At 73.3% G+C, this 22679-nt stretch carries 12 protein-coding genes and 1 pseudogene; 9 read left to right on the top strand and 4 right to left on the bottom strand.

What is annotated here, in order from left to right:
* Positions 1-555 precede the first annotated feature (555 nt).
* A pseudogene (locus tag OG251_RS44945) lies at positions 556-848 on the top strand (TreTu family toxin).
* A gap of 572 nt (positions 849-1420) precedes the next feature.
* Here OG251_RS44945 and OG251_RS04530 read toward each other — a convergent pair.
* Positions 1421-2053: a transposase family protein gene (locus OG251_RS04530; protein ID WP_326681152.1), complete on the bottom strand. Its 633-nt coding sequence runs from the start codon at positions 2051-2053 to the stop codon at positions 1421-1423.
* A 126-nt stretch (positions 2054-2179) separates the two neighbouring features.
* Here OG251_RS04530 and OG251_RS04525 point away from each other — a divergent pair, with 126 nt between their 5' ends.
* Positions 2180-2479 (top strand): tyrosine-type recombinase/integrase, encoded by a 300-nt coding sequence (locus tag OG251_RS04525; RefSeq protein WP_326675821.1) that lies wholly within the window; start codon positions 2180-2182, stop codon positions 2477-2479.
* A 611-nt stretch (positions 2480-3090) separates the two neighbouring features.
* On the opposite strand, the gene OG251_RS04520 is transcribed toward OG251_RS04525, so the two are convergent.
* Positions 3091-4347, bottom strand: a complete 1257-nt coding sequence (locus OG251_RS04520) for an FAD-dependent monooxygenase (protein WP_326675820.1) — start codon at positions 4345-4347, stop codon at positions 3091-3093.
* 215 nt (positions 4348-4562) lie between these two features.
* Between OG251_RS04520 and OG251_RS04515 the strand changes: the two genes are divergently transcribed.
* From OG251_RS04515 to OG251_RS04490, 6 genes are all read left to right on the top strand, one after another.
* Positions 4563-5489 (top strand): LysR family transcriptional regulator, encoded by a 927-nt coding sequence (locus OG251_RS04515; protein ID WP_326675818.1) that lies wholly within the window; start codon positions 4563-4565, stop codon positions 5487-5489.
* Positions 5490-6138: 649 nt separating this feature from the next.
* Positions 6139-6999, top strand: coding sequence for a DUF4132 domain-containing protein (locus OG251_RS04510; protein ID WP_326675817.1), 861 nt, complete (start codon positions 6139-6141; stop codon positions 6997-6999).
* Entirely contained in the window at positions 6996-12182 is a 5187-nt protein-coding gene (locus OG251_RS04505; protein ID WP_326675815.1) for a hypothetical protein, read from the top strand. The genes OG251_RS04510 and OG251_RS04505 overlap by 4 nt, the downstream gene beginning before the upstream one ends.
* Positions 12179-13402: an ATP-binding protein gene (locus tag OG251_RS04500; protein WP_326675813.1), complete on the top strand. Its 1224-nt coding sequence runs from the start codon at positions 12179-12181 to the stop codon at positions 13400-13402. Before OG251_RS04505 ends, OG251_RS04500 begins: the two co-directional genes overlap by 4 nt.
* Positions 13403-13405: 3 nt before the next feature.
* Positions 13406-17293 carry a vWA domain-containing protein gene (locus tag OG251_RS04495; RefSeq protein ID WP_326675811.1) on the top strand — a complete coding sequence of 1296 codons (3888 nt, stop codon included), beginning with the start codon at positions 13406-13408 and terminating at the stop codon, positions 17291-17293.
* Positions 17290-19089 carry a hypothetical protein gene (locus tag OG251_RS04490; RefSeq protein ID WP_326675810.1) on the top strand — a complete coding sequence of 600 codons (1800 nt, stop codon included), beginning with the start codon at positions 17290-17292 and terminating at the stop codon, positions 19087-19089. The genes OG251_RS04495 and OG251_RS04490 overlap by 4 nt, the downstream gene beginning before the upstream one ends.
* A gap of 238 nt (positions 19090-19327) precedes the next feature.
* Here the strand turns inward: OG251_RS04490 and OG251_RS04485 are convergent, their stop codons facing one another.
* Together OG251_RS04485 and OG251_RS04480 are read right to left on the bottom strand one after the other, a co-directional pair.
* The gene (locus OG251_RS04485) at positions 19328-19768 is read right to left on the bottom strand and encodes a hypothetical protein (protein WP_326675809.1); all 441 of its coding nucleotides are present in this window, start codon (positions 19766-19768) and stop codon (positions 19328-19330) included.
* Between the two features lie 246 nt (positions 19769-20014).
* Positions 20015-21220 carry a Dyp-type peroxidase gene (locus OG251_RS04480; protein WP_326675807.1) on the bottom strand — a complete coding sequence of 402 codons (1206 nt, stop codon included), beginning with the start codon at positions 21218-21220 and terminating at the stop codon, positions 20015-20017.
* A gap of 30 nt (positions 21221-21250) precedes the next feature.
* Between OG251_RS04480 and OG251_RS04475 the strand changes: the two genes are divergently transcribed.
* On the top strand, positions 21251-22618 hold the full coding sequence (locus OG251_RS04475) for a right-handed parallel beta-helix repeat-containing protein (protein ID WP_326675805.1): 1368 nt from the start codon (positions 21251-21253) through the stop codon (positions 22616-22618).
* Positions 22619-22679 lie beyond the last annotated feature (61 nt).

The raw sequence follows: 22679 nt of genomic DNA, 5'->3' as shown, positions 1-22679 counted from the left end.
GCGCGCGGCACGGCCGCCGCGGGCCGGTCAGCGACCAGGCCGCGCAGAAACAGCGCAGTGTTGTGCCGGAGGCGCGGAGAAGCCGGACGCGCCAGCACGGCGAACGCCAGGCCGACGGTGAGGCGACGGCGGGGAGTTGGCCGGGGCGAAGGCCGGGAGGTGGGGCCGGTCGGCTCCATGGGCTTTACCCACCTCCCCGGGCCGGGGCCCGCGTCGGACAAGGCCAGGGGGCCACTCGTTCAAATTCCGTGCAGGATCACGACCTGCCCGAGTTGCCGGGCCAGCGTAAGGCCCCCTGACCATGCCCGACCCCAACCCGGGCAGGGCACCGGCCAAAGCCCACTCCACCGCCCTCACGCACGTAGCCGTCTGACGGCAACGCCGACGGCAATACAGGCGCACAACCCGGCGCTTCCACGCACGCCCACGGACCCGCCGGAATTCACTGACCAGCGAAAATGCAGGTGACGACCGCCCGGCGCCCACACGTATTATGTGCTCGCAGGCAAGACGCCGGTTCTGGTTCGCAACGCTGGTAGTGATCCAGGTCCCGGAATGGCTAACGTTGGACGCTGGATGTCGCCAGACGAATATCAAAAAATGGTGAGTACGGGAATGGTTCAGGAGGGGAAGGGCGGTTATAGGTACGTAGTAAGCCCGGGGGATCCAGAAGCGTACAAGCTACATATAAAGGTTCCATTTATGTAGAATTCGATGTCCCTAAATCATCTCTCATAGCCGGCGGTCGTCCTGGTGACTACAAGATGGCAAATCCCGACACGTTGTACGGACGCATTCTCGCGGAGGAGTGGTACTTCCGGCATGCCGGAAGAAAGGAAAATTCGTAAAGGTGGTAGCGTATGCTAAGGGGCTTGCCGCTTCTTGCTGCTGTGCTTGAGGCCGTAGCGCGAATTCAGTCCGATGCGTCCCTTGTTGGAGCGGAGTCAACGATCAGGCGACCTGATAGTGATGATTTCCCAAACAAATCCGCTGCCTGGGCCGTAGAGGTGGGCAATTTGGGCGGTGAGGTTACCGTTTGGGAGGACGGCAGTTCGGAGCTTGGTCTGATCGATTTTACGACAAATGATGCACATTCCGAGCACCGACAGCTAGACGAATTGGGGAGTATTCAAGTTGCAGTAGAGCTCGTTCGTGACTGGGTAGTGGGACGTCGGCTCCCTACAATGGAGTAACGAAGTCGACCTAGAGATTCACAGTCGACCATTGGCGGAATGGTCGCAGGTCGATTCGATGAGCTTCCCAGCTCTCCCAATGAAAAATTGATACCTGACGCGAATTTTGGCCGCCCAGCGGAGAAATTCCCGATCAGTAACGGCCAGTGATTCCCCACAGGCCTCACCGGAATGATGGCGAATTCCAGGGGTCGTCACAACACGTGATCACTGAGCCCTTTCCAACCTCATGTTGAGGCGTGGTGGAGGACGAGGACTGCCTTCACGATGTCGGTGATCCGGTTGGTGCTGCAGCGGAGCTTCCGCAGGAGGCGCCAACCTTTCAGCACGGCCATGGCCTGCTCGCCGACGCAGCGGATCTTGGCGTGACTGCTGTTGTGCCGTCGCTTCCAGCGCTTGAGCCGTCGGCCCCGGAAGGGGACTCGGATGTGTCGGCCGGCGCCTTGGTAGGCCTTGTCCGCCCAGCACTTCAGTCCTGCGGCCGCGAGCGCGTCGACGATGCCATGGCTTCGGGCCGCGGTCAGGTCGTGAGTGGCTCCAGGCAGAGCCGGGGAAGCCCAGAGCAGTCGGTCGAATGGGTCGGTGAGGACCTGGACGTTCATGCGGTGCCGCTTGTGTTCTCCCGAGCAGCAGGGGGTGTCGGCGGCGATCCGGTCGATCGGCAGCAGAGTGCAATCCAGGATCACGAACGCTTTCGTCCGGGCCGTCTCCATCGCCCGGGCCAGGGCGAGCAGGGCCTGGCGGCCGGCGGGCAGGCGTCGCCACCGGGTACCGATCTCCCGTCGCCGGACTGCAAGCTGCTCGGCCAGGTGCTGCAAGGTACTGCTGGAAAGATCGATCGACGACGGGTAGGCGAGCACGCGAAGCTCCTGGCGGACACGGGTGATCTTGGTCAAGAACCCGTCTACCAGGAGCTTCGTCGTTCCGTACAGCCCGCACCAACCAACACCACAGCCCCACGGTCAGGTTGAAAAGGACTCATTCTTATGTACTCCCTCGTCGACCGACTGTGGCGTAATGCGAAGAAGGCTGCGGGCATCTCGCGGAGGATTACCACTCGTTGGCTTCGCCGTTTCTTCGTCTCCGCCGGCTTGTCGAAAGGTGTTCCGGTGACGGACATGGCTGAGTGGCTGGGGCATCGCGACCCGAGAATCACCCATCAGACGTACGCGCATGTCATGCCTGAGGCTCCCGAGCGCCTGAGGTCACTGATGGATGCCGTCTTCGCAATGCAGGCCGAGCTCAACTTGCCCCTCGAGTTTGACGCGGTGCTCGAGGTGGCCTGACGTACTATCCGCGCACGCGTGGGGGCATCAGCCAGACAACTGGTTGATGCCCCCACGCGTGCGGTTTGGTGGCCCAGACCCGTTAAGGAGGTCGGCAGGCAGCCGGTCGGCGTGGCGCTACTGACGCGGGAAGCGCTACGGTGAGTGACGATCTTCGGTGCCCGTCACCAAGCCCCACAGCCAGTCAGATTGAGCACGGCCTTGTTTCCTGTCGGGCACGAGATTTCTCGGTGCTGGGTTGGTGCTGACTTCGGAAGGTCAATGGCGGCAAAACCGCAGCTCGTAGCTCTGTTCGGATGAGTTGTCATACCACTCGACGGTGGTGCCGACGAGGCTGGCGGCGACGACTCGCTTGAGGGAGCCGGGTGTTGGGGGAGAGGCTGCGGGGGCGGCCACGGGACACCACTTCCGGACGGTTGGCGGGGACGTTTCGTGTCGCCACACCGTAGGAACGGGCAGTTCGGGGGCGTATGTGGTGGGGCACCACAGTTCCGGTCGCCGGGGTGCGTGTGCCCACCATGGGGGCGGTGCGGGGGCCTGCGTGCCGACCTCGTCAGCCGGCCGTCGCGTGCAGGCTCGATCAGCCCCGTACGGCCCCTCGCGTCCGGTCCTCAGCGTGCGGGTTCCGTGGCGTGGCGCGGAACCGCCCAGGACGTGTGGGTGTTGACCTGGGTCACGGTGGCCCGGGTCAGCTCCCTGTAGCGTTCCGCGATGTTCTCGGCCTGCCCGGCGGGCAGCGCCCCGCCGTGGTCCGCGGCCCGCGCGATGATCTCTTCCGGCCCCAGGGCCCGGTTGGCCAGCACGACCGGGTTGACGACCGGCCGGCGCATCAGGTCGTAGCGGCCGAGCGCGGCGGCGGGGTCGTTGTCCCGGGCCAGGCACCAGGCCAGTACGCGGGTGTCGACGACGGACTGCGATCCCCCGTTCATGCCCACGGGGAACATCGGATGTGCGGCGTCGCCCAGCAGGGTGACGCGTCCGAAACTCCAGCGCGGCAGGGGATCGCGGTCGAGCATCGGGTACTCGAAGATCGCCGGGGAGCGCTCGGCGAGCGTCGCGAGGTCGATCCACGGCAGGTTCCAGGACGACAGCCCGGCGCGGGCCTCCGCCTCCGTGACCGGGCGGCCGGGGCCGCCCGGGGGAGCGGCGGACGGCTCGTGCCGGACCTCCAGTACCCAGTTGACCAAGGCTTCGCCGTCCGGGGTCGCGGGGTCCTCGATCGGGTAGGCGACGAACTTGGCGCCGGGGCTGCCACCGGCAACCACGATCGAACGGCCGTCGAGGACATGCGGGTGGTGCGCGACCCCACGCCACATGTGGACGCCGTTCCACCGCGGGCCGCTCTCGCCCGGGTGGAGCTGGGCGCGGACGGCGGAGTCGATGCCGTCGGCGCCGACCAGCACGTCGCCGTCGACGGTCGTGGGCAGCCCGCTCGACCGGTCCAGGAAGTGGGCGCGGACGCCCCCCTCGGTCTGCTCGAATCGCTGGAAGAGCAGGCCCGTACGGACCGCGTCCAGACCCAGACGTTCGCGCACCGCGTCGAGCAGCAGCATCTGCAGACGGCCGCGATGCACGGAGTACTGCGGCCAGTGGTATCCGGCGGCAAGTCCCAGTGGCTCCTCCCAGACCGCCTCGCCCGCCCGGTCGTGGTAGCTCAGCCGTCGCGGGGGCAGCGCGGCGGAGACCAGTTCACCGGCCAGTCCGAGTTCGGAGAGCTCCCGGACGGCGTGCGGCAACAGGTTGATGCCCACGCCGACCGCCTCGACCGTCCGCGCCGCTTCGCACACCTGAGGTTGGAAGCCGGCCGCATGCAGGCTGAGGGCACAGGTCAGTCCGGCGATTCCTCCGCCGACGACGGTCACTCTCATCGGTCTGTTCTTGCCCTTCACCTGGGCCGCGGGGCCGGCCGACACTCGGATATCAGCCTCGGGGTGCCGACCGCGTACGTCCAATACGCAGCGGTGATGGCCGTTGTCACGATCCCTGATCGCACCGGGCCGGTCACCCGCCCGTTATCGGTGACGGACGGGCTCCACCTGCAACAACCCGTGCTGTCAGCAGCGGAGTTGGTAGCTTGTCGGCCATGGAGCTCCGTACCCTTGAGTACTTCGTCGCGGTGGCGGAGGAACGGTCGTTCACCAGGGCGGCGGCCCGCTGCCATGTGGTTCAGCCCGCGATCAGCCAGCAGATCCAGGCCCTGGAGAAGGAGTTGGGCGAGCTCCTGTTCGATCGGCTGCCCCGACAGGTGGTCCTCACCTCCGGCGGTGCCGCCCTGCTGCCGCACGCACGCGCCTGTCTGGCGGCGGCCGCGGCGGCGGCCCTGGAGTTCGCCGACCGTTCCGGACTGCTGGGCGGCTCGTTCGCGCTGGGGACCGTCGGCGGCCTGGAAGGCACCCGCATCCCCGGGCTGCTGGGGGAGTATCACCGCCGATACCCCCGGGTCGCGGTGAGCCTCACCGGGGCATCGAGCCCTTCTCTGCTGGCGAAGGTCCGCGACGGGGCGATCGACGCGGCCGTGGTCGCGGGGCCGCCGGACGGCGCGCTCGCCGCCGTCGCGTCGCGGGTGCTCCTGGAGGACCGGATCGTGGCGGTCCTTCCCGCCGGAAGCCGGGCCGCGGACCGGCCGATGACTCTTGAGGAGGTGGCCCGGAGCCCGGTCATCAGCTACGGCCCCGACAGCGGTGTGCACGCGTTTGTCCGAGAGGCCTTCGCCGCGAAGGGGCTGCGGCTGGACATCGCCTACGCGACGAACGATGTCGCCCTCCAGGTCGCGTTGGTCGCGGAGGGGATCGGTATGGCCCTGACCTCCCACGCGAGTCCGGTACTCGCCGCCGACCCGAGGTTCGTCGTCGTGCCGCTGGAGCCCGCCATCCGCTTGCGGAAGGTGTTCGTCTGGAGGCCGGTCACCCGGCCGAGTACGCCGCTGCGGGCCTTTCTCGACCTGTGGGCGGAACTGTACGACCCACCGACGCACGACGAGTCTTTCGCCGGGGCCGCCACGGGCGGATGAGTACCGGTGGGCCGAGCCGCCGTGCGAGTCGCTCCGCCGGTCGGCGTTCCTGCGGGCCCTTCGGTGCCTGGTACCGGTCGCTCGCCGTGCCGTTGGTGAGGGGGAGGCTTCCTGCCCGCGGGTCGGTGGGGAGGCGTTGTCGTCCGGCGGCGCCGTGCGGGGGTGCGGGTGCTGCCGACGGCGTGGTCGAAGGGGAGGCACTCGCCGCCCGGTCTGCGAAGGGCTCGTGAACCGCCCCCAGGGGCGCCAGGAGCACCCCGGCCGATGGCGTGGCACCTTCCCTGGTGGGGGGCGCCGACCTCGCCCAGGCCGATCACCGCCGGCCTCCGCTCGTTCACCCTGTCGTCCTTCCGGCCGCCCTGCGCGAGCGGGGCGGAAGAGACGGGCCCGCGCCGGCGTCCATTCACCGCCGGTGTTCCGTCGGTTGCGCCGGCGGGTTCCGTGGCGTCGCGGCCTCGGCGGGTCGGTGAGCACTGTCGGGCGGCCCTGCTGAGCTGCCGGTCCGCACGGCGAAGCGGAGGGGGCCCGGACCCATTGTCACTGGTGGCGCCTAGAGTCTTTTCCACTCGTCACGGTGCGTTGCCGCTGACGGGTTTCATCAGCGTGCCGCCGGTTCGGCGGCCGTCCGGAACGACGGGGAGAACAGCGCATGGGGTGGGTTCCGGCGGGCGACTACGAAGTCGCTCTGGAGGCGGGCAAGGTGGTCTGCCGCAATGGGAAGGGCCGACGGCTGAAGTCCGTCCCGGCCAGCTTGAAGGACGACCCGGCGGTCGTCGGACTCCGGCAGCTGACGGAGTGGCTGGAGCGGCACGAGCGACAGTGCCTGACCGACGTCGAGCAGTGGATGGTGCGTTCGTTGCCCGTCCCCACGGCCGTGCTCGCCCGGGTCTGGCCCGACCCGGCATGGCAGGCGGCCCTGCGGGACGTGGTGGTCACCGGCGTGGACGGTGGGGTCGCCGGTTTCCTGCGCGATGTCGACCCCGACCGCGGTCTCGGCCTCGTCGACCTGGACGGCGACACCGTCCGCATCACTCCGGACGTCGTCAGCGTGCCCCACCCCGTTCTCCTCGACGACCTCGACGAGCTGCGGGAGTTCGCGGTCGAACTGGGGGTGCGCCAGAACGTGGAGCAGTTGTTCCGCGAGGTGTGGCGCCGCCCGCCGGGCCTCCTCCCGGACACCACCTCCGTGGACACCTACGCAGGCGGCGTGTTCAAGGAAGCGCGCTTCCTGCACGGCCGCGTCACCCAACTCGGGTACCGGTCGCGCGGCGGATACGCGGTCTGCCCGGTCGTTGAGGGCAGCGTCACCGTCGAGGCGCGCATCTGGATCGGCGAGCACGACGGATACGACGAGTACGGCACCGAGACGGGCCCCTTGGGCTGGACCGAACCTGCGGGGCGCGCGCTGACGGCCGCCGAGGTCGGCCCTGTCGCGTGGTCCGAAGGCATGCGCATGGCGGCGGCGCTCTACGCCGGCCGCGACGTGGCGGACGAGGAGCGGGCGGCATGAGCACCACGACGACGAACACCAACGCGAACACGACGGCAGCGGGCGCGGCGCTCCTCCCCGCCCAGGCCCGGGGCGGGAGCGCCTCCACCCCGGTCGACGAGGCCCGCGCGGCGGCCCTGCTGGACGCCGGCACGATCCTCCCGGTCGGTACCACCGACCGGGACGACGCCGACACGCTGACCGCCCGCACCTACACGCACACCGCCCTCGGCGAGCGCCCCGTGGTCCGGCTCGTGCCCGGAACTCTCGGCGAAGCCGAGGACCTGGCCCTGGAGTTCCTCGGGCTGGCCCGGACCACCGAGGCCCCCGTCGTGGGCCAGGTCCGCCGCGAGACGCTGGGCTTCCCGGCCTGGGCGTTGGTCAACGACCCCGCCAACGGGCACCACGCCCTGGCCCTGGTCAAGGACATCGAGCGGCTGGGCCGGCAGGCGAGGACCCGCGCCGGAGCGGCCAAGGAGGGCTTCGACGCACTCGGCACCCGGCTCGGCCGGGCCGTGCCCCACTTCCTCCCCACCTACTACGAGCAGGTGGCACGCCTCTTCCTCCAGGCCGAGAACACCACCTACGCCGCCTCCTTCTTCGGCAAGGCCCGCGAGGCCGAGCGGGTGCACGGGCTGGTCGTGGACGAGGACCGGCAGCGCGCGGTCTTCCTGGAGTTCGCCTTCGCCGGCGCGCTGACCGTCAAGGCGCTGCGGCAGTACGTGCGGGACTTGGTGGCCCGGCTCGCACCGGCGGACGCCTGGGCGCAGTTCCGCCGTCTGCTGGTCGAGCGCTGCGCGGCCGGTGTGCCCCCGTACGCGGCGCTGCCGCAGGACGTGCGCGCACTGGTCAAGGCCGCCGGGCTGGACCGCGATGCCGCCGAACGCGACCTGGTGGCCGATCTGATCGGCTCCCCGGGAGTCGTCCGCGCCCCCGCCTCGTTCTGGGTGGCCTACCGCTCCGCGCTCATCGCCCTCGCTCGGCGGGATGCGACCGTGCGGGCCAGGCTCCTCGGCTTCTTCCCGGAGACCTTCAGCGAGAGCGGCCGGGACAAGGACGGCGAATCCGGCTGGCTCGCGCTGCTGGCCGAGTCCGGCGCCGAGGACCTGCTGACCGCCCTCCCGGACGCCTCCGGCATCGCTCCCTCCGACTCCGCCGCCCCGTCCGTCTCCCCGGCGGACTGGCTCGCCCGCTGGGAGGCACACCGCCGGCGCAACCGGGTCACCGCGGCCCGCAGCTCGCAGACCCTCGACCTGGCCGCCCGGATGACGGACCGGCTGCGTGCCGACGGGCGCCCCGTCGAGCTGTTCCAGGGCCGCTGGCAGCCCATCGCCGATCTGGACCTGCTCGACCTCTGCCTGGCCTCCGGCGTCCCCGTCGCCGAGCCGGACGACCAGGGAACGGGCGCCGCACAGCCCCCCGGTGTCACGTTCGGCCCGTGGCTCACCGACACCGTGCCCGGCGCACGGGATCTCACCGCCGTCGCCGAACGGCCATTCTTCCGCGCCCTTCTGCGCCGGAACCTCGGCAGCCTCGGCGACGGACACGGTCAGCGGCTGAGCGACGCCGGTATGGCGAAGCTGGCGGCGCACCCGGTGCTCTCCGCGGTACTGCGGGAGTGGCTGACCGCCCGCGCCGCGGAGTACACCGCCGCGCGAGGGCTCCCCGGGCTGCACACCGCTCTCAGCAGGCTCTCGGTCTTCCGCGACGTGGTCGCGGACGTCGCCCCGGAGGCCGTGCGACTCCTCAAGGGCCACGCCGTCGTGCCGCTGCTCGCGTCCAGCCTGCGTACCGGCGTCCTCGACGAACTGGGCTGGCCCGCGCTCGACGAGACCTACACCGAACTGGCCGCCGAGGCCGCCGCCGCGCGTCAGCAGGGCCACCGGCGGCAGGGCGTCGGTGTCACCGGCGCCTGGCCCGCGCTCATCCTGAACACTCTCGAACGGGCCGTCGTCATCGGCCCGGAAGGCGTTCTGCTGCGGCACACCCTGCGGCTGCCCGGCCCCCTCGACCACTGGCGGACGTTCGCCTTCCGGTACGTCGACGGCGAGTTGCTGGTCATCTGGTGGGAGGACGGCAAGCAGCGCGGCTACTGGTCGAACCGCCCCGCCGAGGTGTTCACCGTCGGCGGCGAACAGACCCCCCGCTGGGGCGGCTCCGGCCCCTCGGACGAGGTCTGCCTGCCGCTGCCCGGCGGTGGCCGCGTCACCGGCGGCAAGACCCTGCACGCGGGCGACACCTCCCTCCCGCCTCAGCGCGCCGTCATCTCCGACGGCACCGGCCACTGGCGGGAAGGCCGACAGGGCACGCAACGGGTGTGGCTGGAGTACGACCCGGTCAGCGGCACGCACGGCCGCGCATCCCTCCCCGCCTTCCTCCGCTCCGGGGTGCAGGACGGCGCCCGGCTGCTCCCCGAGCACTGCCAGGTGCTGCCCCTCCAGCCCGGTCTGGAGACCACTCCGTTCGGTACGGACGGCTCGGTCCTCGGCCGCTGGGTCCGCCGCACGGTCACCGAGCCCGGCACGGCCGCACCCGCCGACGGGCACCTGATCGTCGCCGGCACCCCCGACGGCCACACCGTTACCCTGCCGCACCCGCTGCCGGGCGACGGCTCCCCGATACCGCTCGGCGCCCTCATGCTGCCCGGCGGGTCACGGCCGGTCGCGGCCCTGCACCACCGCTCCGTGGAAGCGCACCCGGCGGACACGGACGGCACCGGCGGCAGCCTGTGGTCCGTCACCACCGACTCCTCCGGCGGGAGCAACGCGGCAGGCACCCCCTACGTGCCTCCCGTCGCCTACTGGCACGCCCTGCGCCCCAGGGACGAGCGGGGTTCCCTCGCCCTGCGGAATCTGACGGACTCCCGCGCGGGGGAGCTGTTCGAGGAGGTCGCCACCGTGGTCGCCCGGCACCTGGAGGCGTTCCGGGCTGTCGAGGAGTACACCGGGCCCTCGTCGCAGGAGCTGAGCCAGGAAGCCGTCGCCCGGGTGCTGCCCGAGGTGACCGACGTACGGCTCCTCGCGGGCGTCACCGGGCTTGTCCGGAGCGCGGTGGACCGCGCCGCCGCGGTCGCCCGGTACCTGGAACCGCCCAAGCCCGTGCAGCCGGCCACCCCCCGGAACACCGCCCGCACCCAGGGCATGTTCTTCGATCACAAGCCCGAGCACGGCGACGACACGACCCTGCGGAATGCCACCGCCTGGGGCTCCGAGCGGATGTACGGCAACTGGTGGGGAGGCGGGAGCCGGTGGACCGTGATCCGGCAGATCCTCGCCGTCAACCATGTCCTCGGCGGTGAGCCGGCGTTCGGCCCGCCGACGCCGTCCAAGGTCCCGTTCACCCCTGCGGACGGCTGGCAGCGGGACGAGTACACCGTGCCCGGCGACTCCCTGAACTGGACCTCCCTCCTCGACAAGCTGCCCGAACTGGCCTACCGGGCCGCCTCGGCGACCACCTCCCCCGAGCACCGCGCCGGGCTCCTCGTGCTGCTGGAAACCCTCGCCGCGGGCCCGTTGGCCGATCCGGCGGGCACGGTCCGGCAGGTGGAGCTCGTCGAGCCGTTCGTCGGAGGGGCATCCGGGCCGGGACGCCCCGAGGCCGTGCACCGCCTCGGTCAGGTGCTGCGCAAGGGCGCCCGCACCGTGGTGGTCCTCGCCAACCGCGACCGGAACTCCCGGAACGACGCGGCACGCTGGCTCGCCCTGGACCACGACCCGACCGGCGCCTTCGGCCCCGTCCCCGGCTTCACCCTGGACCACGAGCACGTTCACCGGCAGGGCATCGCCCGCGACCGGCTCACCCGGCTCACCGCCCTGGTACGGGAGCAGGGCCCGGCACCCTGGCTTCCGGAGGCCACCGAGGCAATGCACACGGCCACCGGAATCGGTCCCCTCCAGTCGGCCGCCCTGTTGTCGGCAGCCATCGAGGAGCCCGGCACCGAGGCGCTCGCGCTGCTCGGGGCGAAGACACGTGCCTTCGAGGCGGCCCAGGCCAGACTGGACGCACTCCCCGGAGACGACCGGCACGCCCTGCTCCGGGCACTGCTGCCCGCGGACCCGGCCGAGCTGTGGTCCACGGGCCCCGACGTCCGGGCCGCCGCCGAGGTCTGGCAGGAGCGCCTGGCCTCCCTCGTCCGTGTCCCCGAGGAACTCGACCTCGACCTGTCGGGCACCACCCCGAGCGCCGTCGACCTGGTCCTCAACACGGGCTCCCGGACGTGGCTCGCCCACGGCATCGAGGTGCAGGACGGCACCGGCCGCCCGGGCCTGCGCCGGGTGGGCGCACGTGGTGCGGTCTCCGCGGCCCTGACCGCCCTGAGCACCCTCGCCTACACACTGCCGTACGGGCATCCCCTACGCGCGCATCTGCCCGTCGGGCTCGCGGCCCTGCGCGACCGCCTCGCCGACCCCGGCCTGGTGCTGGACCTCGGCCTGGACTGGACGGAGTCGGGGGGCTCGATGGGCCCCGTGGTCCGCGCCGCCCACGGGCTCCCCGAGTCCGGCGGCGCCGGGGCCGACGGTCTCGTCCGGGCCGGCACGGCGCTGCTCCTCGCCCCCGGCCACGGCAGCAACGAGAAGCTGCTGATCCGCCCGGCCGGCCTGGCGGGCCCCGACGACCCGGCGTTCGGGCTCGTCGAGGGCACCGTCGGCCGCCACGGCACCGGTGATCTGCTCGCCCTGCGCGCACTGCTGGGTGAGGAGACCGACGCGTTGGCGTCGGCGGGCGCCCCCGACGGCTCCCCGCACCACCCGGCCCAGGACCCGACGCGTGCGGTGCCGGACCTGGTGGCCGAGGCATCCGACGCCCTCGGCCTGAGCGCGGACGCCGCCGCCCTCTACCTGATGCTGCTCGCCCTGCCCGACCCGACGGACCGCAACTGCCTCCGCTGGACCGAGTGGAAGCCGGCACGGATCAAGAAGGCCCGGGCCGAACTCACCGCCACCGGCCTTGTCGTGGAGGCGAAGCGATCCCGGGCCGGCCGCACCCTGTTCCTCCCCTGCGGCTGGCTCGAACGCGGCGCCCCCGGACTGCCGTTGGAGACCTGGAAGGAACGCCTGTACCCCGTGGCCGGGTCCACCCGGACCCTTCCCCACCTCCCCGTGCCCGCGCTGTTCACAGCCGCTTGGGCTCGGGTCCGCGGCGGCGACGCCCCCGCATTCGAAGAACTGGACACCCGCGCAACCCGGAAGGGCCGCCGCCGATGACGAACGACACCACGACCACCATGGACAGCACCACCACGGGCGGCGTCCCGGACCAGGCGACGGCGCCCGGCCGGGAGCACCGCCAGGTCACGCCGCCCGAGGACCGGTACGCCACCGAGCTGGCCTTCCTCGCCGCCCACGACTCCGGGCCCCGCCCACCAGGCTGGCTGCTCACCCCGCGAGCCGTCGTCACCTTCGTGACGGGCAGCGCGGGCGAGGCACTGGGCCTGCCGAAGGGCGCCCGGCCCGAAGCCGGGGTGCCGCGCCGCCTGGTGATCGAGCAGAAGTTCGTCGGCGAGCGCGCCCTGGTCGAACGGTGCGTGGTCACCCTTGCCGGAGAGCGCGGACTCCTGCTCGTGGGTGAACCCGGCACCGCCAAGTCCATGCTCTCCGAACTGCTGTCGGCGGCCGTCTGCGGGACCAGCGCGCTCACCGTGCAGGGCACCGCGGGCACCACCGAGGACCAGCTCAAGTACGGCTGGAACTACGCGCTGCTGCTCGCCCAGGGCCCCACCGAGCAGGCCCTGGTGCCCTCCCCGGTACTCACCGCCATGACCCGGGGGGCCGTCGCCCGCGTCGAGGAGGTCACCCGCTGCCTGCCGGAGGTCCAGGACGCCCTCGTGTCACTGCTCTCCGAGCGGCGGATCGCGGTCCCCGAACTCGCGGGCGGGGAGGGCGCCCAGGTGCACGCGGCCCCCGGGTTCACCCTCATCGCCACCGCCAACCTGCGGGACAAGGGCGTCTCGGAGATGTCCGCGGCGCTGAAGCGGCGCTTCAACTTCGAGACCGTGGGCCACATCGGGGACGTGGATGCCGAGACCGCGCTCGTCCGGCGCCAGTCACGGGCAGCCGTCGAACGCGTGGGCGCCGCCTACCAGGTGGACGAGGCGGTCCTCGAAGCCCTTGTCACGGCCTTCCGGGACCTGCGCGAGGGCCGCTCCGTGGAGGGCTGGGAGGTGGAGCGCCCCTCCACGGTGATGAGCACGGCGGAGGCGGTCTCCGTCGCGGGCTCCCTGGGCCTGGCCGCCGCCTACTTCCCCGGCGACCGGGACGTTCTCTCCCTCCTGCCCGGCCATCTGCTCGGCGTCGTCCGAAAGGACGACCCCGCCGACGCGGCACGGCTGCTGGGGTACTGGGACGGGCCGGTGCGCAGGCGCGCGGAGCAGGGGGCGGCCACCTGGCGTGCGCTGTGGGACCTGCGCTCGGTGCTGGAGAACTGACGGATGAGCGAGCCGACCACCTCCGAAACACGGTCCACCGCCGAAACCCGGTCCACCGCCGAAACCCGGTCCACCGCCGAAACGGGGTCCATCTCCGAGGCGCTGTCCACCGCCGGTGTGCCGGGCGCTTCCCCGGTACGGGGCCCGGCCGCCGGGCCCCGTACCGGGGAAGCCGCGGTGGAGGCCCTCGCGGCGACCGGACCCGGGCTGCCGTTCCTGATCGGGGTGCGCCACCACGCGCCCTCGCTGGCGGCCGCCCTCCCGGCACTGCTGGACGCGGCGGCCCCCGACGTCCTCCTCGTCGAACTGCCCGCCGAGTTCCAACCCTGGCTGGGCTGGCTCGCCCACGAGGAGACCGAGGCCCCGGTGGCGCTGGCGGCCGTGCCCGCCGACGGGCCCGGCTCGGCAGGCGAACGGGGGCCGGCCTTCTACCCGTTCGCGGACTTCTCGCCCGAACTGGTCGCTCTGCGCTGGGCGGCGAGGAACGGGGTCCCGGCCGTGGCCTGCGATCTCCCGCTGGCCGACCGGGCGTGGGCGGGAGGCGGTCCGGACACCCCCACCCCCACCCCCGCTCCTGTCCCGGGAGCCGACTCGGTACCCGTGCCGGGGGAGGGGCACGGGTTGTCCGCCGCGCTCCGGGCCCGGCTCACCGGCCGGGACGGCGACGACCTGTGGGACCGGCTGGTGGAGGCCCTCGCGCCCGGTTCGACGCCCGAGGCGCTCCGCCGCGCGGCCCTGCTCACCGGCTGGGCACTGCGCTACGAGGCCGAGGCGCGGGGCGGGGTGCACGGCACGGACCTGGTGCGCGAGGCATGGATGCGCGGACATGTCGCCGAGGCCCTGGCGAGCGGCCGTCGGCCCGCCGTGGTGGTGGGAGCCTTCCACACCCCGGCGCTGTTGCCGTCCGCCGCCGGGGGCCCCGCACGGGACGCGGACGGCCATGTGAACGGCGCTGCCGGGACGGCGGCGTGCACGGTCTCCCTGGTCCCGTACACGTACCCGCTGCTCGACTCACGGTCCGGCTACCCGGCCGGGATCCGGGACCCCGAGTGGCAGCACACCGTCCTGGACGCCGCCGGGGACCCGGCAGCGCTGCACGAGGCGCTGATCCGCACCGCCGTCCGCGTCTGCGCCGCCCTGCGCGAACAGGGCCACCCCTACGGCCCGGCGGACGGCCGGGAGGTCGTCCGGGTGGCCGGTGACCTGGCCCGCCTGCGCGACCTGCCCGCCCCCGGCCGCGGTGAATTCCTGGAAGCCGTACAGACGGTGCTCGGGCGCGGCGAGACCTACGGCACGGGCCGCGCCGTCGCCGCGGCCCTCGAACGCGTACTCGTCGGAGCCCGCACCGGACGGCCCGCGCCCGCCGCCCCGCGCAGCGGACTGGGCCCCGCCGTCGAGGCCGAGACCGCGGCGCTCTCCCTCCCCGGCCCGGAGGACGCGCACGAGAAGACACCGCGTGACCTCCGGCTCGACCCGGCGCGCTCCGCCCTGGACCGCCGCCGCGAACTGCTGCTGCGCAGGCTGACGGTGTGCGGCATCCCCTATGCGCAGGAGCAGGCGGTGACCGGCGCGGCGGGCACGGAAGGACTCACGACACGCTGGCAGGTGCGATGGACCCCGGCGACGGCCGCGATGCTCACCGCGGCCGGGGCCCGCGGCGTCACCCCGGCCCAGGCGGCCGAGGGCGTGCTGCGCCAGCGGCACGCGGCCGAGCGCGCGGAGGGCGGCCCGACGGCCGCCCAGGTCGTCCGGGGTCTCATGGAGGCCGCCGAGTGCGGGCTCCCCGCCCTGGCCGACGAACGGCTGACGGAACTGGCGGCCGTACTCCCCGCGAGCGGTACCCTCCCCGAAATCCTCACCGGGCTCGACCTGCTGGACCGCATCGACGCCGGCCATCTGCCGGGCCTGGCCGCGCCCGACGATGCCGCGCCCCCGGACGCCACCGCCGCCGCGCCCCGGGACGGCTCGCCCCCCGACGACGCCGCGCCCGCGGACGCCACCGCCATCGCGCCCCGGGACGCCTCGCCCCCCGTCGCCACCGCGCCCGCGCGTGCCGCCCGCACCGCGCGCGCGGCCGAACTCCTGACCTCGGCCGCCGTCCGCCAGGTCGACGGTCTGACCGGCTCCGAGGAGCCCGAGGACGCCCGTGCGCTGCTCGAACTGGCCCAGCGGGCCGACCGGGTGGGCGGCATCCGGCTCACCGACGCCCTCGCCCGGCTGGCGGCCGACGGCACCCCGTTGATCGCCGCGGCCGCCGGGGCGGTCAGGGTGCTCACGGGCCACGAAGAGGCCGAGACCTTCGGGGGGCGCGTCGCCTCCTGGGTGGACGGAGCCGTGGACAGCACCTCCCGGGCCGCGCTCACCGCCCGCCTCACCGGCGTCCTGACGGTGGCGGGCCCGCTCCTGACCGTCGGCGCCGGTGCCCTGGACCCGTTGCTGCGCCGGGTCGTCGAGCTGGAGGACGCCGCGTTCCTGGCCCGGCTGCCGGCCCTGCGCGGTGGCTTCGACACCCTGAGCCCGGCCGCCCGGGACCGGCTGCTGGACACCGTCGAGGAGCGGCTGGGCGAACGGGTGGACACCCTCGACGGACACGATCCGGTCGAGTCGGCCCGCCGCACGGTCGCCGACCTCGCGGCCCGCGAGCTCCTGACCGGCCTGGGTCTGCCCGTCCCGCCACCCGCGCACGACGTACGGTTCCCACCGCTGTCCGGCCACCCCGCCGCAGCGCGCCCCACCGTCACCCCCGCCACCGCATCCGCCATCGAGGCCGCCCCCGCGCGGACCCTCGCGCCCGCCGACCGGTGGCGGCTCGTGCTCGGCCGGCGTCCCGACCAACTGCCGTCCGGCGCCGCCCGCCTGGCGACCGCTCTGGACGAGCTCTACGGCGCGGGACACGGCGAGGGGTCCCGCGGCGGTCTGCCCGGCGGCTCCGGATCGCGCGGCGGCCGGGAACCGTCGTTCCCCGGCGTCCGCGAGTGGTCCGAGGAACTGGCCGCGCTGTTCGGCCCCGGCGTCCGCGAGGAGGTCCTCGCCGCCGCGGCCGCGACAGGGCGTCAGGACGTCCTCGCCGAAATCGACCCGGCGGCCGTCACCCCCTCCGTGGAACTGCTCCGGACGATCCTGCGGTACGCCGGCGGCCTCCCCGAAGCCCGCGTCGCGGCGCTCCGGCCGCTGGTCCGCCGCCTGGTCGACGAACTGACCCGGCAGCTCGCCACCCGGCTGCGACCCGCCCTCACCGGCACGATGCTGGCCCGGCCCACCCGCCGCCCCGGCGGCCGGCTGGACCTGCCGCGCACGCTGCGCGCCAACCTGGCCACCGCCCGCAGGGCGGCCGACGGAACGGTCCGGGTGATCCCTGAGAAGCCGGTGTTCCGCAGCCGCGGCCGCCGGTCGGCCGACTGGCGCCTGATCCTGGTCACCGACGTCTCCGGATCCATGGAGGCGTCCACGATCTGGTCCGCGCTGACCGCCTCCGTGCTCGCCGGGGTGCCGACCCTGAGCACCCATTTCCTGGCCTTCTCCACGGAGGTCGTCGACCTCACCGGCCATGTGCGCGATCCCCTCTCCCTCCTGCTGGAGGTGAGCGTGGGCGGGGGCACGCACATCGCCGCAGGGCTGCGGCACGCCCGCGGCCTGATCGCGGTGCCCACCCGCACCCTCGTCGTCGTCATCAGCGACTTCGAGGAGGGCGCGCCGCTCGGCGGACTGCTGGCCGAGGTGCGGACCCTGGTGGCCACCGGCTGCCACGTCCTCGGATGCGCGAGCCTCGACGACGCCGGCCGGCCCCGCTACTCGACGGGCGTCGCCGGGCAGCTCGTGGCCGCCGGCATGCCCGTGGCGGCCCTCAGCCCACTCGAACTGGCCCGCTGGATAGGGGAGAAGACCGCATGAACGCCGCCCAGTTGCCCCCCGTCGCGCCGGAGGTCACGGCCACGCTCGTGGAGGACCTCTCGCCCCGGCTGCGCAAGCGGCTGGACGCGGCGGTCACCAAGCTCGCCGCCCGCCCGACGCACCGCGACGGGGACACGGTGACGGTCACCGTCGACGACGAGACCGAGTTGCGCCTGCACGCCCCGGGCGGCGTGGTGGCGACGGCGGACGCCATCACCTGCGGCTGCCTCCTCGCCCCGGCATGCATCCACCGCGCGGCCGCCGCCTGTGCCGCCCCCACGGCGGACCCGGCGCCGGAACCCGCTGACCGGCCCACCCGGGCGGTCCCCGGACCCGACTCCGCAACGGACCCCGGTCCCGCCCCGGATGACGCTTCCCCGCCCGAGGTGGCGAGCCCGGCCCAGTGTGCCGCGGCCGACGCCCTGTGGTCGGCGGGTGCCGCCGTGCTGGAGGCCGGCATCGACGGGGCCGGCGCCGTCACCCAGTCGGCCCTCCTCCGCGCCGCGCACACCGCCCGGCTCCGGCATCTTCCGCGCGCCGCGGGCGCCGCACTGTCCGTCGTCACGCTGCTGCGCGCGGCCCGCGCCGGGGACCCGTCCTACCGCACCGCCGACCTCGTCACGGCCCTGGCCGAACTCCTGGGCACCGCACACCGAGTGGGTACGGCGTCCGGGGCGGAACTGGCCGTCGTCAGGGGCCGCGTACGCCGCCCGTACAGACCGGACGGCTCGCTGCGCCTGTACGGCCTGTTCACCGAACCCGTGGTCACCGCCTCGGGGCACGGCGGCGTCCGAACCTGGGTCGCCGGATCCGACGGCCGCCTCTGCACGGTCGGCGACGTGGCACCCGGCGGCGTCGGGCGCGCCCTGGGCGTGGCCGACCGGGCCGTGCGCCTGGGGGACAGCGCGCTCACCCACCGGGAGCTGGGCCGGGCGGGCCTGGCGGTCTCGGGGGCGACGGTCTCACCGGACGGCAGACTGGGCGCAGGGAAGGGCGTCAAGGCCGTCACCGCCCGGGGCGCGGCGTGGACGGAGCCGCCGCTCGCCGCCCTGTGGGAGACGCCGCCGTCCGAACAGGCCGCCCGCGCCCTGCGGTCCACCTCCCGCTACGCGGACCCGGACGGTGGCGGCAGCGACCTGCTCTTCCTGGATGTCGAACTCCTGGGCGCGGTACGGGAGTCGGGTGGAACCTGCCTGCTCGCGCTGTGCGAGGGAGGCATTTCCGTCCGGCTCACCGTCGCCGACGACGACCCCGCGCTGGCCCACCGCGACAACCTGATGCTGCTGGCCACGGCGCCGGGGACACGGCTGCGGATCATCGGCCGCCTGGTGCCCGCCCCCCACCCCCGGCTCGCCCTCCTCGCCTGCTCGCACCCCACCGGCGAGGGGCCGATCGACCTCGGCCTCGACCGGCTGCTCCGTGCCGACCTCCCGGACCCGGCCGCCCCCGTGCGCCCCGCCCCGTCACAGCCCGAAGGGTCCGGCGCGCACTCACCCCTGTACCTCCTGGAGCGCCGGGTCGAACAGGCGGTCCCGGCGGGCCGCGCCGCCCTCGGCATGCTCGGCGACGTCACCGCCGAGACCCGCCGTATCCGCCGCGCGGGCCTCCCCACGGCCGCCGGACTCCTCGCCGCCCTGTGCACCTCGGCGGCCCAACGCGATCGCGACCTCTTCGGCCGCCTGCTCCCCGCCGACACCGACGGCTTCGCCACCTACTGGCTGGCCGCCGCCCGTTACACGGCCTCCGTGGCCGAGTCCCTGTGCGCGGCGGCCTGGGAACCGGCGCAGGCCCGATAGGCGTTGCTTGCTCCGGCCCTCTGCTCGTACGCCTCGCGGGAAGGCGTGGCGCGGGCGGCGTACGCCTTCCCGCCCCTGCTCCCTGACTCCGCGGCCGGGGGTGGGTATCGGTGAGGGCACCGGCGCCCCGCGTGTGCTCGTCTCAACGCGTGGAGGCGTCGAGGCCGGCTGCGCACACCCCGAACGGGAAGTCGGCCGACGGTTCGGCTCGACGCGGGTGTGCGCCGGTGATGCCTGGTCAGCGGCGGCCGGCGGACAGGGTGACGAGGAACTGGCCGCCACCCGGCTCGATGCCGGCGGTCACCGGCAGTCCCGGTACCAGTCGGGAGAACCGGTCCACCAGCCAGTCCGCAGCCTCCTGGGCGTCCCGCCTGGTCGGACAACGGCCGACCATCTCGCGGCCCCCCTTGCGCTCCAGCCTCCCGGCGACGGTGATCAGCGGTGCGGGTTCGACCACGTACAGGTGGTCGGGCCAGGCGATGACCACCTTGACCGCACCCTTGCGGGTGTTGCATCCGCGGTGGGCGAGCCGCTCGGCGACCTTGGCCTTCCGGTCGGCCGTCCGGCTGTCGACACTGGGCCCCCGCGGGTCGTTCACCGATTCGTCGGGGTCGACCGCTTCGTCGCACACCCAGCATCGCCAGCCGTCGCGCTCGGCCACATCATCAAGGAGACTCATCCGAGTAAACTAGCCTGCCAGGCCGCCACCCCGCGCTCCAGGGCCACGGCAGGGTCCTCACACCGGCCGGCGAGCCGCAACGCCTGGCAACCTGCATCACCGATGCTGCGACCTGCGTGAATGCCGATGTCTTGAGGGCCCGTCACGGTATCGGATTCCGCTTCGCCGACCTACGTGACGACGAGATCGCGGAGGGGCGAGGTGTCGTCAACTGCGTTGAGCCGGCATGGCCCGGCGCGGCGGACTTCACGTCCAGAGCTGTTCGCCGAGGGTTGCGGTGCCCGGGGCGCCGGGCAGGACGTATGCCACGGCCGACGCCCGGTGCTGGAGGAAGGGATTCAGCGCGTCGCGGGCGGACAGGCGGTTCTGGACACGGGTGAACTGGGCCGGATCGCGCATGAAGGCGCAGAAGAGAAGGCCGCGGTCGGCGGGACCGTCGTCGTAGCTGTAGCTCCGGCGGAGCATACGGGCGCCGCGGTCGAAGCGTGGGCTGGCCAGACGCACGTGGGCGGTGGCGGGGATGACGTAGGAACCGTCCGGGTTCTTGGCGTAGATGTCCGGCTCGTCGTGCTCCGCGGTGCCGCTCAGCGGGGCGCCGTCATGTGCGCGGCGGCCTATCGCCCGGTCGCGGTGCGCCTCGGGAAGGGCCGCGAAGCCGGCGACGTCCATGTGGATCCTGCGGTAGACCAGGACGGTGCCGTTCCGGTGGGCTCCGGAGGGATTCCAGACCCACTGCTCGGCCGCCGTCCGATCGGGATTGGCGGTGCCGTCCCTGGAGCCGAACAGGTTTCGGGGGGTGGTGCCCGGGGCCGTGCGGGGCATGAAGCCGGACTGGGACCAGCGCGGTGCGGCACCGGCGGCGTGCGCGGCCGCGCCGACGAGTTCGGCGGCGACGGCGAGGGTCCAACGGTCGGCCGCGCACAGCTGGACCAGGACATCGCCGTCGCTGCGGCGCGGGTCGAGGCGGTCGCCGGGGAAGGACGGCAACTCGATGAGAGAAGCGGGGACGCCGAGACCGAGGCGGGCGGCGAGCGAGGGGCCGATGCCGACCAGTGAGGTGAGCCGGGTCGTGGCACCGCCCTGGAGCCGTGGGTCCGGCGGGGCGTCGGAGGTGACGGTGGCCAGTGTGCCGGTCAGCGCACCGAGGACATCGCGCAGGGTCTTCCGGCCGGTGGCGGTGGTGGTCCGCGGGAGGTCGAAGGAGAGCAGATGCGTGGCCGGTTGCTGGGGCGCGGTGACGCCCGCCTGCCGGGCACCGTGGAAGGGGATCGCGGCCGGCGGGGCGTCGGCGCCGGCCCGGCCGTCCGTGCGGTCACCGGCAGCCAGTTCGCCGGCCGCCGCGCCCATCCCGGCCGCGAGGACCGCTCCGCCGGCCAGCAGCGCCCGGCGCCGCCCCACCCGAGCTGCCGCAGGCCGGGATGAATCCTGCTCTTTTCCCTGTTCGGTGGGCATGTGCCTATTGGAGACGATAGAACAACATGCATGCAAATCCTGTCTGCACAAGGCCTGTTGGCGCGAGCGGCCGTTCCGTCGAGGGCGTCCCGGGCGATGCTGCGGCTGTCGGTGCTGATCGCCTCGGCCGCATTGGCGGCCACCGGCTGCTCCGGCCCGGAGCCGACGGCCACCGATGCGCGGCATCCGGCGGGGAGCGTGCTGCGCGTGCCGCAGGACTACCCCACCGTGCAGGAGGCGGCGGACGCCGCTCGCGAGGGTGAGACGGTGCTGATCGGTCCGGGTGTGTACCGGGAGAGCGTGCGCGTGACCGAGCCCCGCGTGGTGCTGCGCGGAACGGACCGCAACAAGGTGGTCTTCGACGGGGGTGTGCGGCTGGCCAACGGCATCACCGTGACCGGTGCCGGCTCGGTGGTCGAGAACCTCACCGTGCACGGCTATCTCGCCAACGGCGTGCTGTTCACCGGTGTCACCGACGAGCGGCTGCAACAGCGCGGCGCCGGGGGCTCCGCCTACGACCCGCTGGACACCGAGCGTTTCCCCGCCGTCCGGGGCTTTCGCGCGACCCGGGTGACGGCGTACAACAACGGCCTGTACGGCATCTACGCCTTCGACGCCCGCGAGGGCGTGATCGAGGACTCGTACGCCTCCGGGCACGCCGACTCCGGTATCTACGTCGGTCAGTGCAAGCCCTGCGACACCGTCGTGCGGGGCAACACCGTGGAGCGCAACGCCGTCGGCGTCGAACTGACCAACGCATCGGACCGTCTGTTCGTGCTGGGCAACCGCGTCGCCGGAAACCGGGTCGGCATCACGGTCAACTCCAATGACCTGGAGGCCCTCGCCCCGCAGCGCGGCGCGGTGATCGCGGGCAACGCGGTCCTCGACAACAACGCGGACGACACGCCCGAACAGGCGGACGGCGGTTTCGGGATCGGCATCGGCATCGGTGGTGGCACCGGGAACCGTGTCCAGCGCAATCTGGTCCGGGGCAACCGGGCGGCCGGGGTGGTGGTGACCGATCCGCCGGGACATCCGGCGAGCGGCAACCGCGTCGAGGGCAACCGCGCCACCGGCAACGGCACCGACCTCGTACTGGCCTCCGCGGACCCCGGCAACTGCTTCGCGGGCAACCGGCCCGTCACCCAGAGCCCGGACGGCCTGGAGGGTCTCGCGGGCTGCGGCACACGCCGCCGGGAGGCACCGCCGGGCGGCCGGACGACTGCGGTACAGGCGCCGCCCGGCGTCCCGTTCAGCCAGGTGCCGGCCCCGTCAGCCCAGCCGTCCATGCCGGACCCGACGGCTCCGGGCAGCCCGGCGAACGGTCTGCCCGGAGCCGTCGACCCGGCCGCCTACCCGCTCCCGAAGAACGTGGACGCCGTGCCGCGCACTCGCTGAGCACGACGCTCCGGCGGGCTGCGACGGCCCCCTGCCGCCCCGGCAGCCCGAGCCCGGGGCG

It is taken from the genome of Streptomyces sp. NBC_01237 (genome assembly GCF_035917275.1).
GTDB lineage: Bacteria > Actinomycetota > Actinomycetes > Streptomycetales > Streptomycetaceae > Streptomyces.
Note: the sequence above shows the minus strand (reverse complement) of the source record. Positions and strands in the feature narration are given on the sequence as shown.

What these genes read in the sequence shown, in the direction of transcription:
- OG251_RS04495 (WP_326675811.1), top strand. Translation starts at nt 13,406, where the DNA reads ATGAGCGAGCCGACCACCTCCGAAACACGGTCCACCGCCGAAACCCGG.
- OG251_RS04500 (WP_326675813.1), top strand. Translation starts at nt 12,179, where the DNA reads ATGACGAACGACACCACGACCACCATGGACAGCACCACCACGGGCGGC.
- OG251_RS04480 (WP_326675807.1), bottom strand. Translation starts at nt 21,220, where the DNA reads ATGCCCACCGAACAGGGAAAAGAGCAGGATTCATCCCGGCCTGCGGCA.
- OG251_RS04485 (WP_326675809.1), bottom strand. Translation starts at nt 19,768, where the DNA reads ATGAGTCTCCTTGATGATGTGGCCGAGCGCGACGGCTGGCGATGCTGG.
- OG251_RS04510 (WP_326675817.1), top strand. Translation starts at nt 6,139, where the DNA reads ATGGGGTGGGTTCCGGCGGGCGACTACGAAGTCGCTCTGGAGGCGGGC.
- OG251_RS04525 (WP_326675821.1), top strand. Translation starts at nt 2,180, where the DNA reads ATGTACTCCCTCGTCGACCGACTGTGGCGTAATGCGAAGAAGGCTGCG.
- OG251_RS04490 (WP_326675810.1), top strand. Translation starts at nt 17,290, where the DNA reads ATGAACGCCGCCCAGTTGCCCCCCGTCGCGCCGGAGGTCACGGCCACG.
- OG251_RS04505 (WP_326675815.1), top strand. Translation starts at nt 6,996, where the DNA reads ATGAGCACCACGACGACGAACACCAACGCGAACACGACGGCAGCGGGC.
- OG251_RS04520 (WP_326675820.1), bottom strand. Translation starts at nt 4,347, where the DNA reads ATGAGAGTGACCGTCGTCGGCGGAGGAATCGCCGGACTGACCTGTGCC.
- OG251_RS04515 (WP_326675818.1), top strand. Translation starts at nt 4,563, where the DNA reads ATGGAGCTCCGTACCCTTGAGTACTTCGTCGCGGTGGCGGAGGAACGG.
- OG251_RS04475 (WP_326675805.1), top strand. Translation starts at nt 21,251, where the DNA reads ATGCAAATCCTGTCTGCACAAGGCCTGTTGGCGCGAGCGGCCGTTCCG.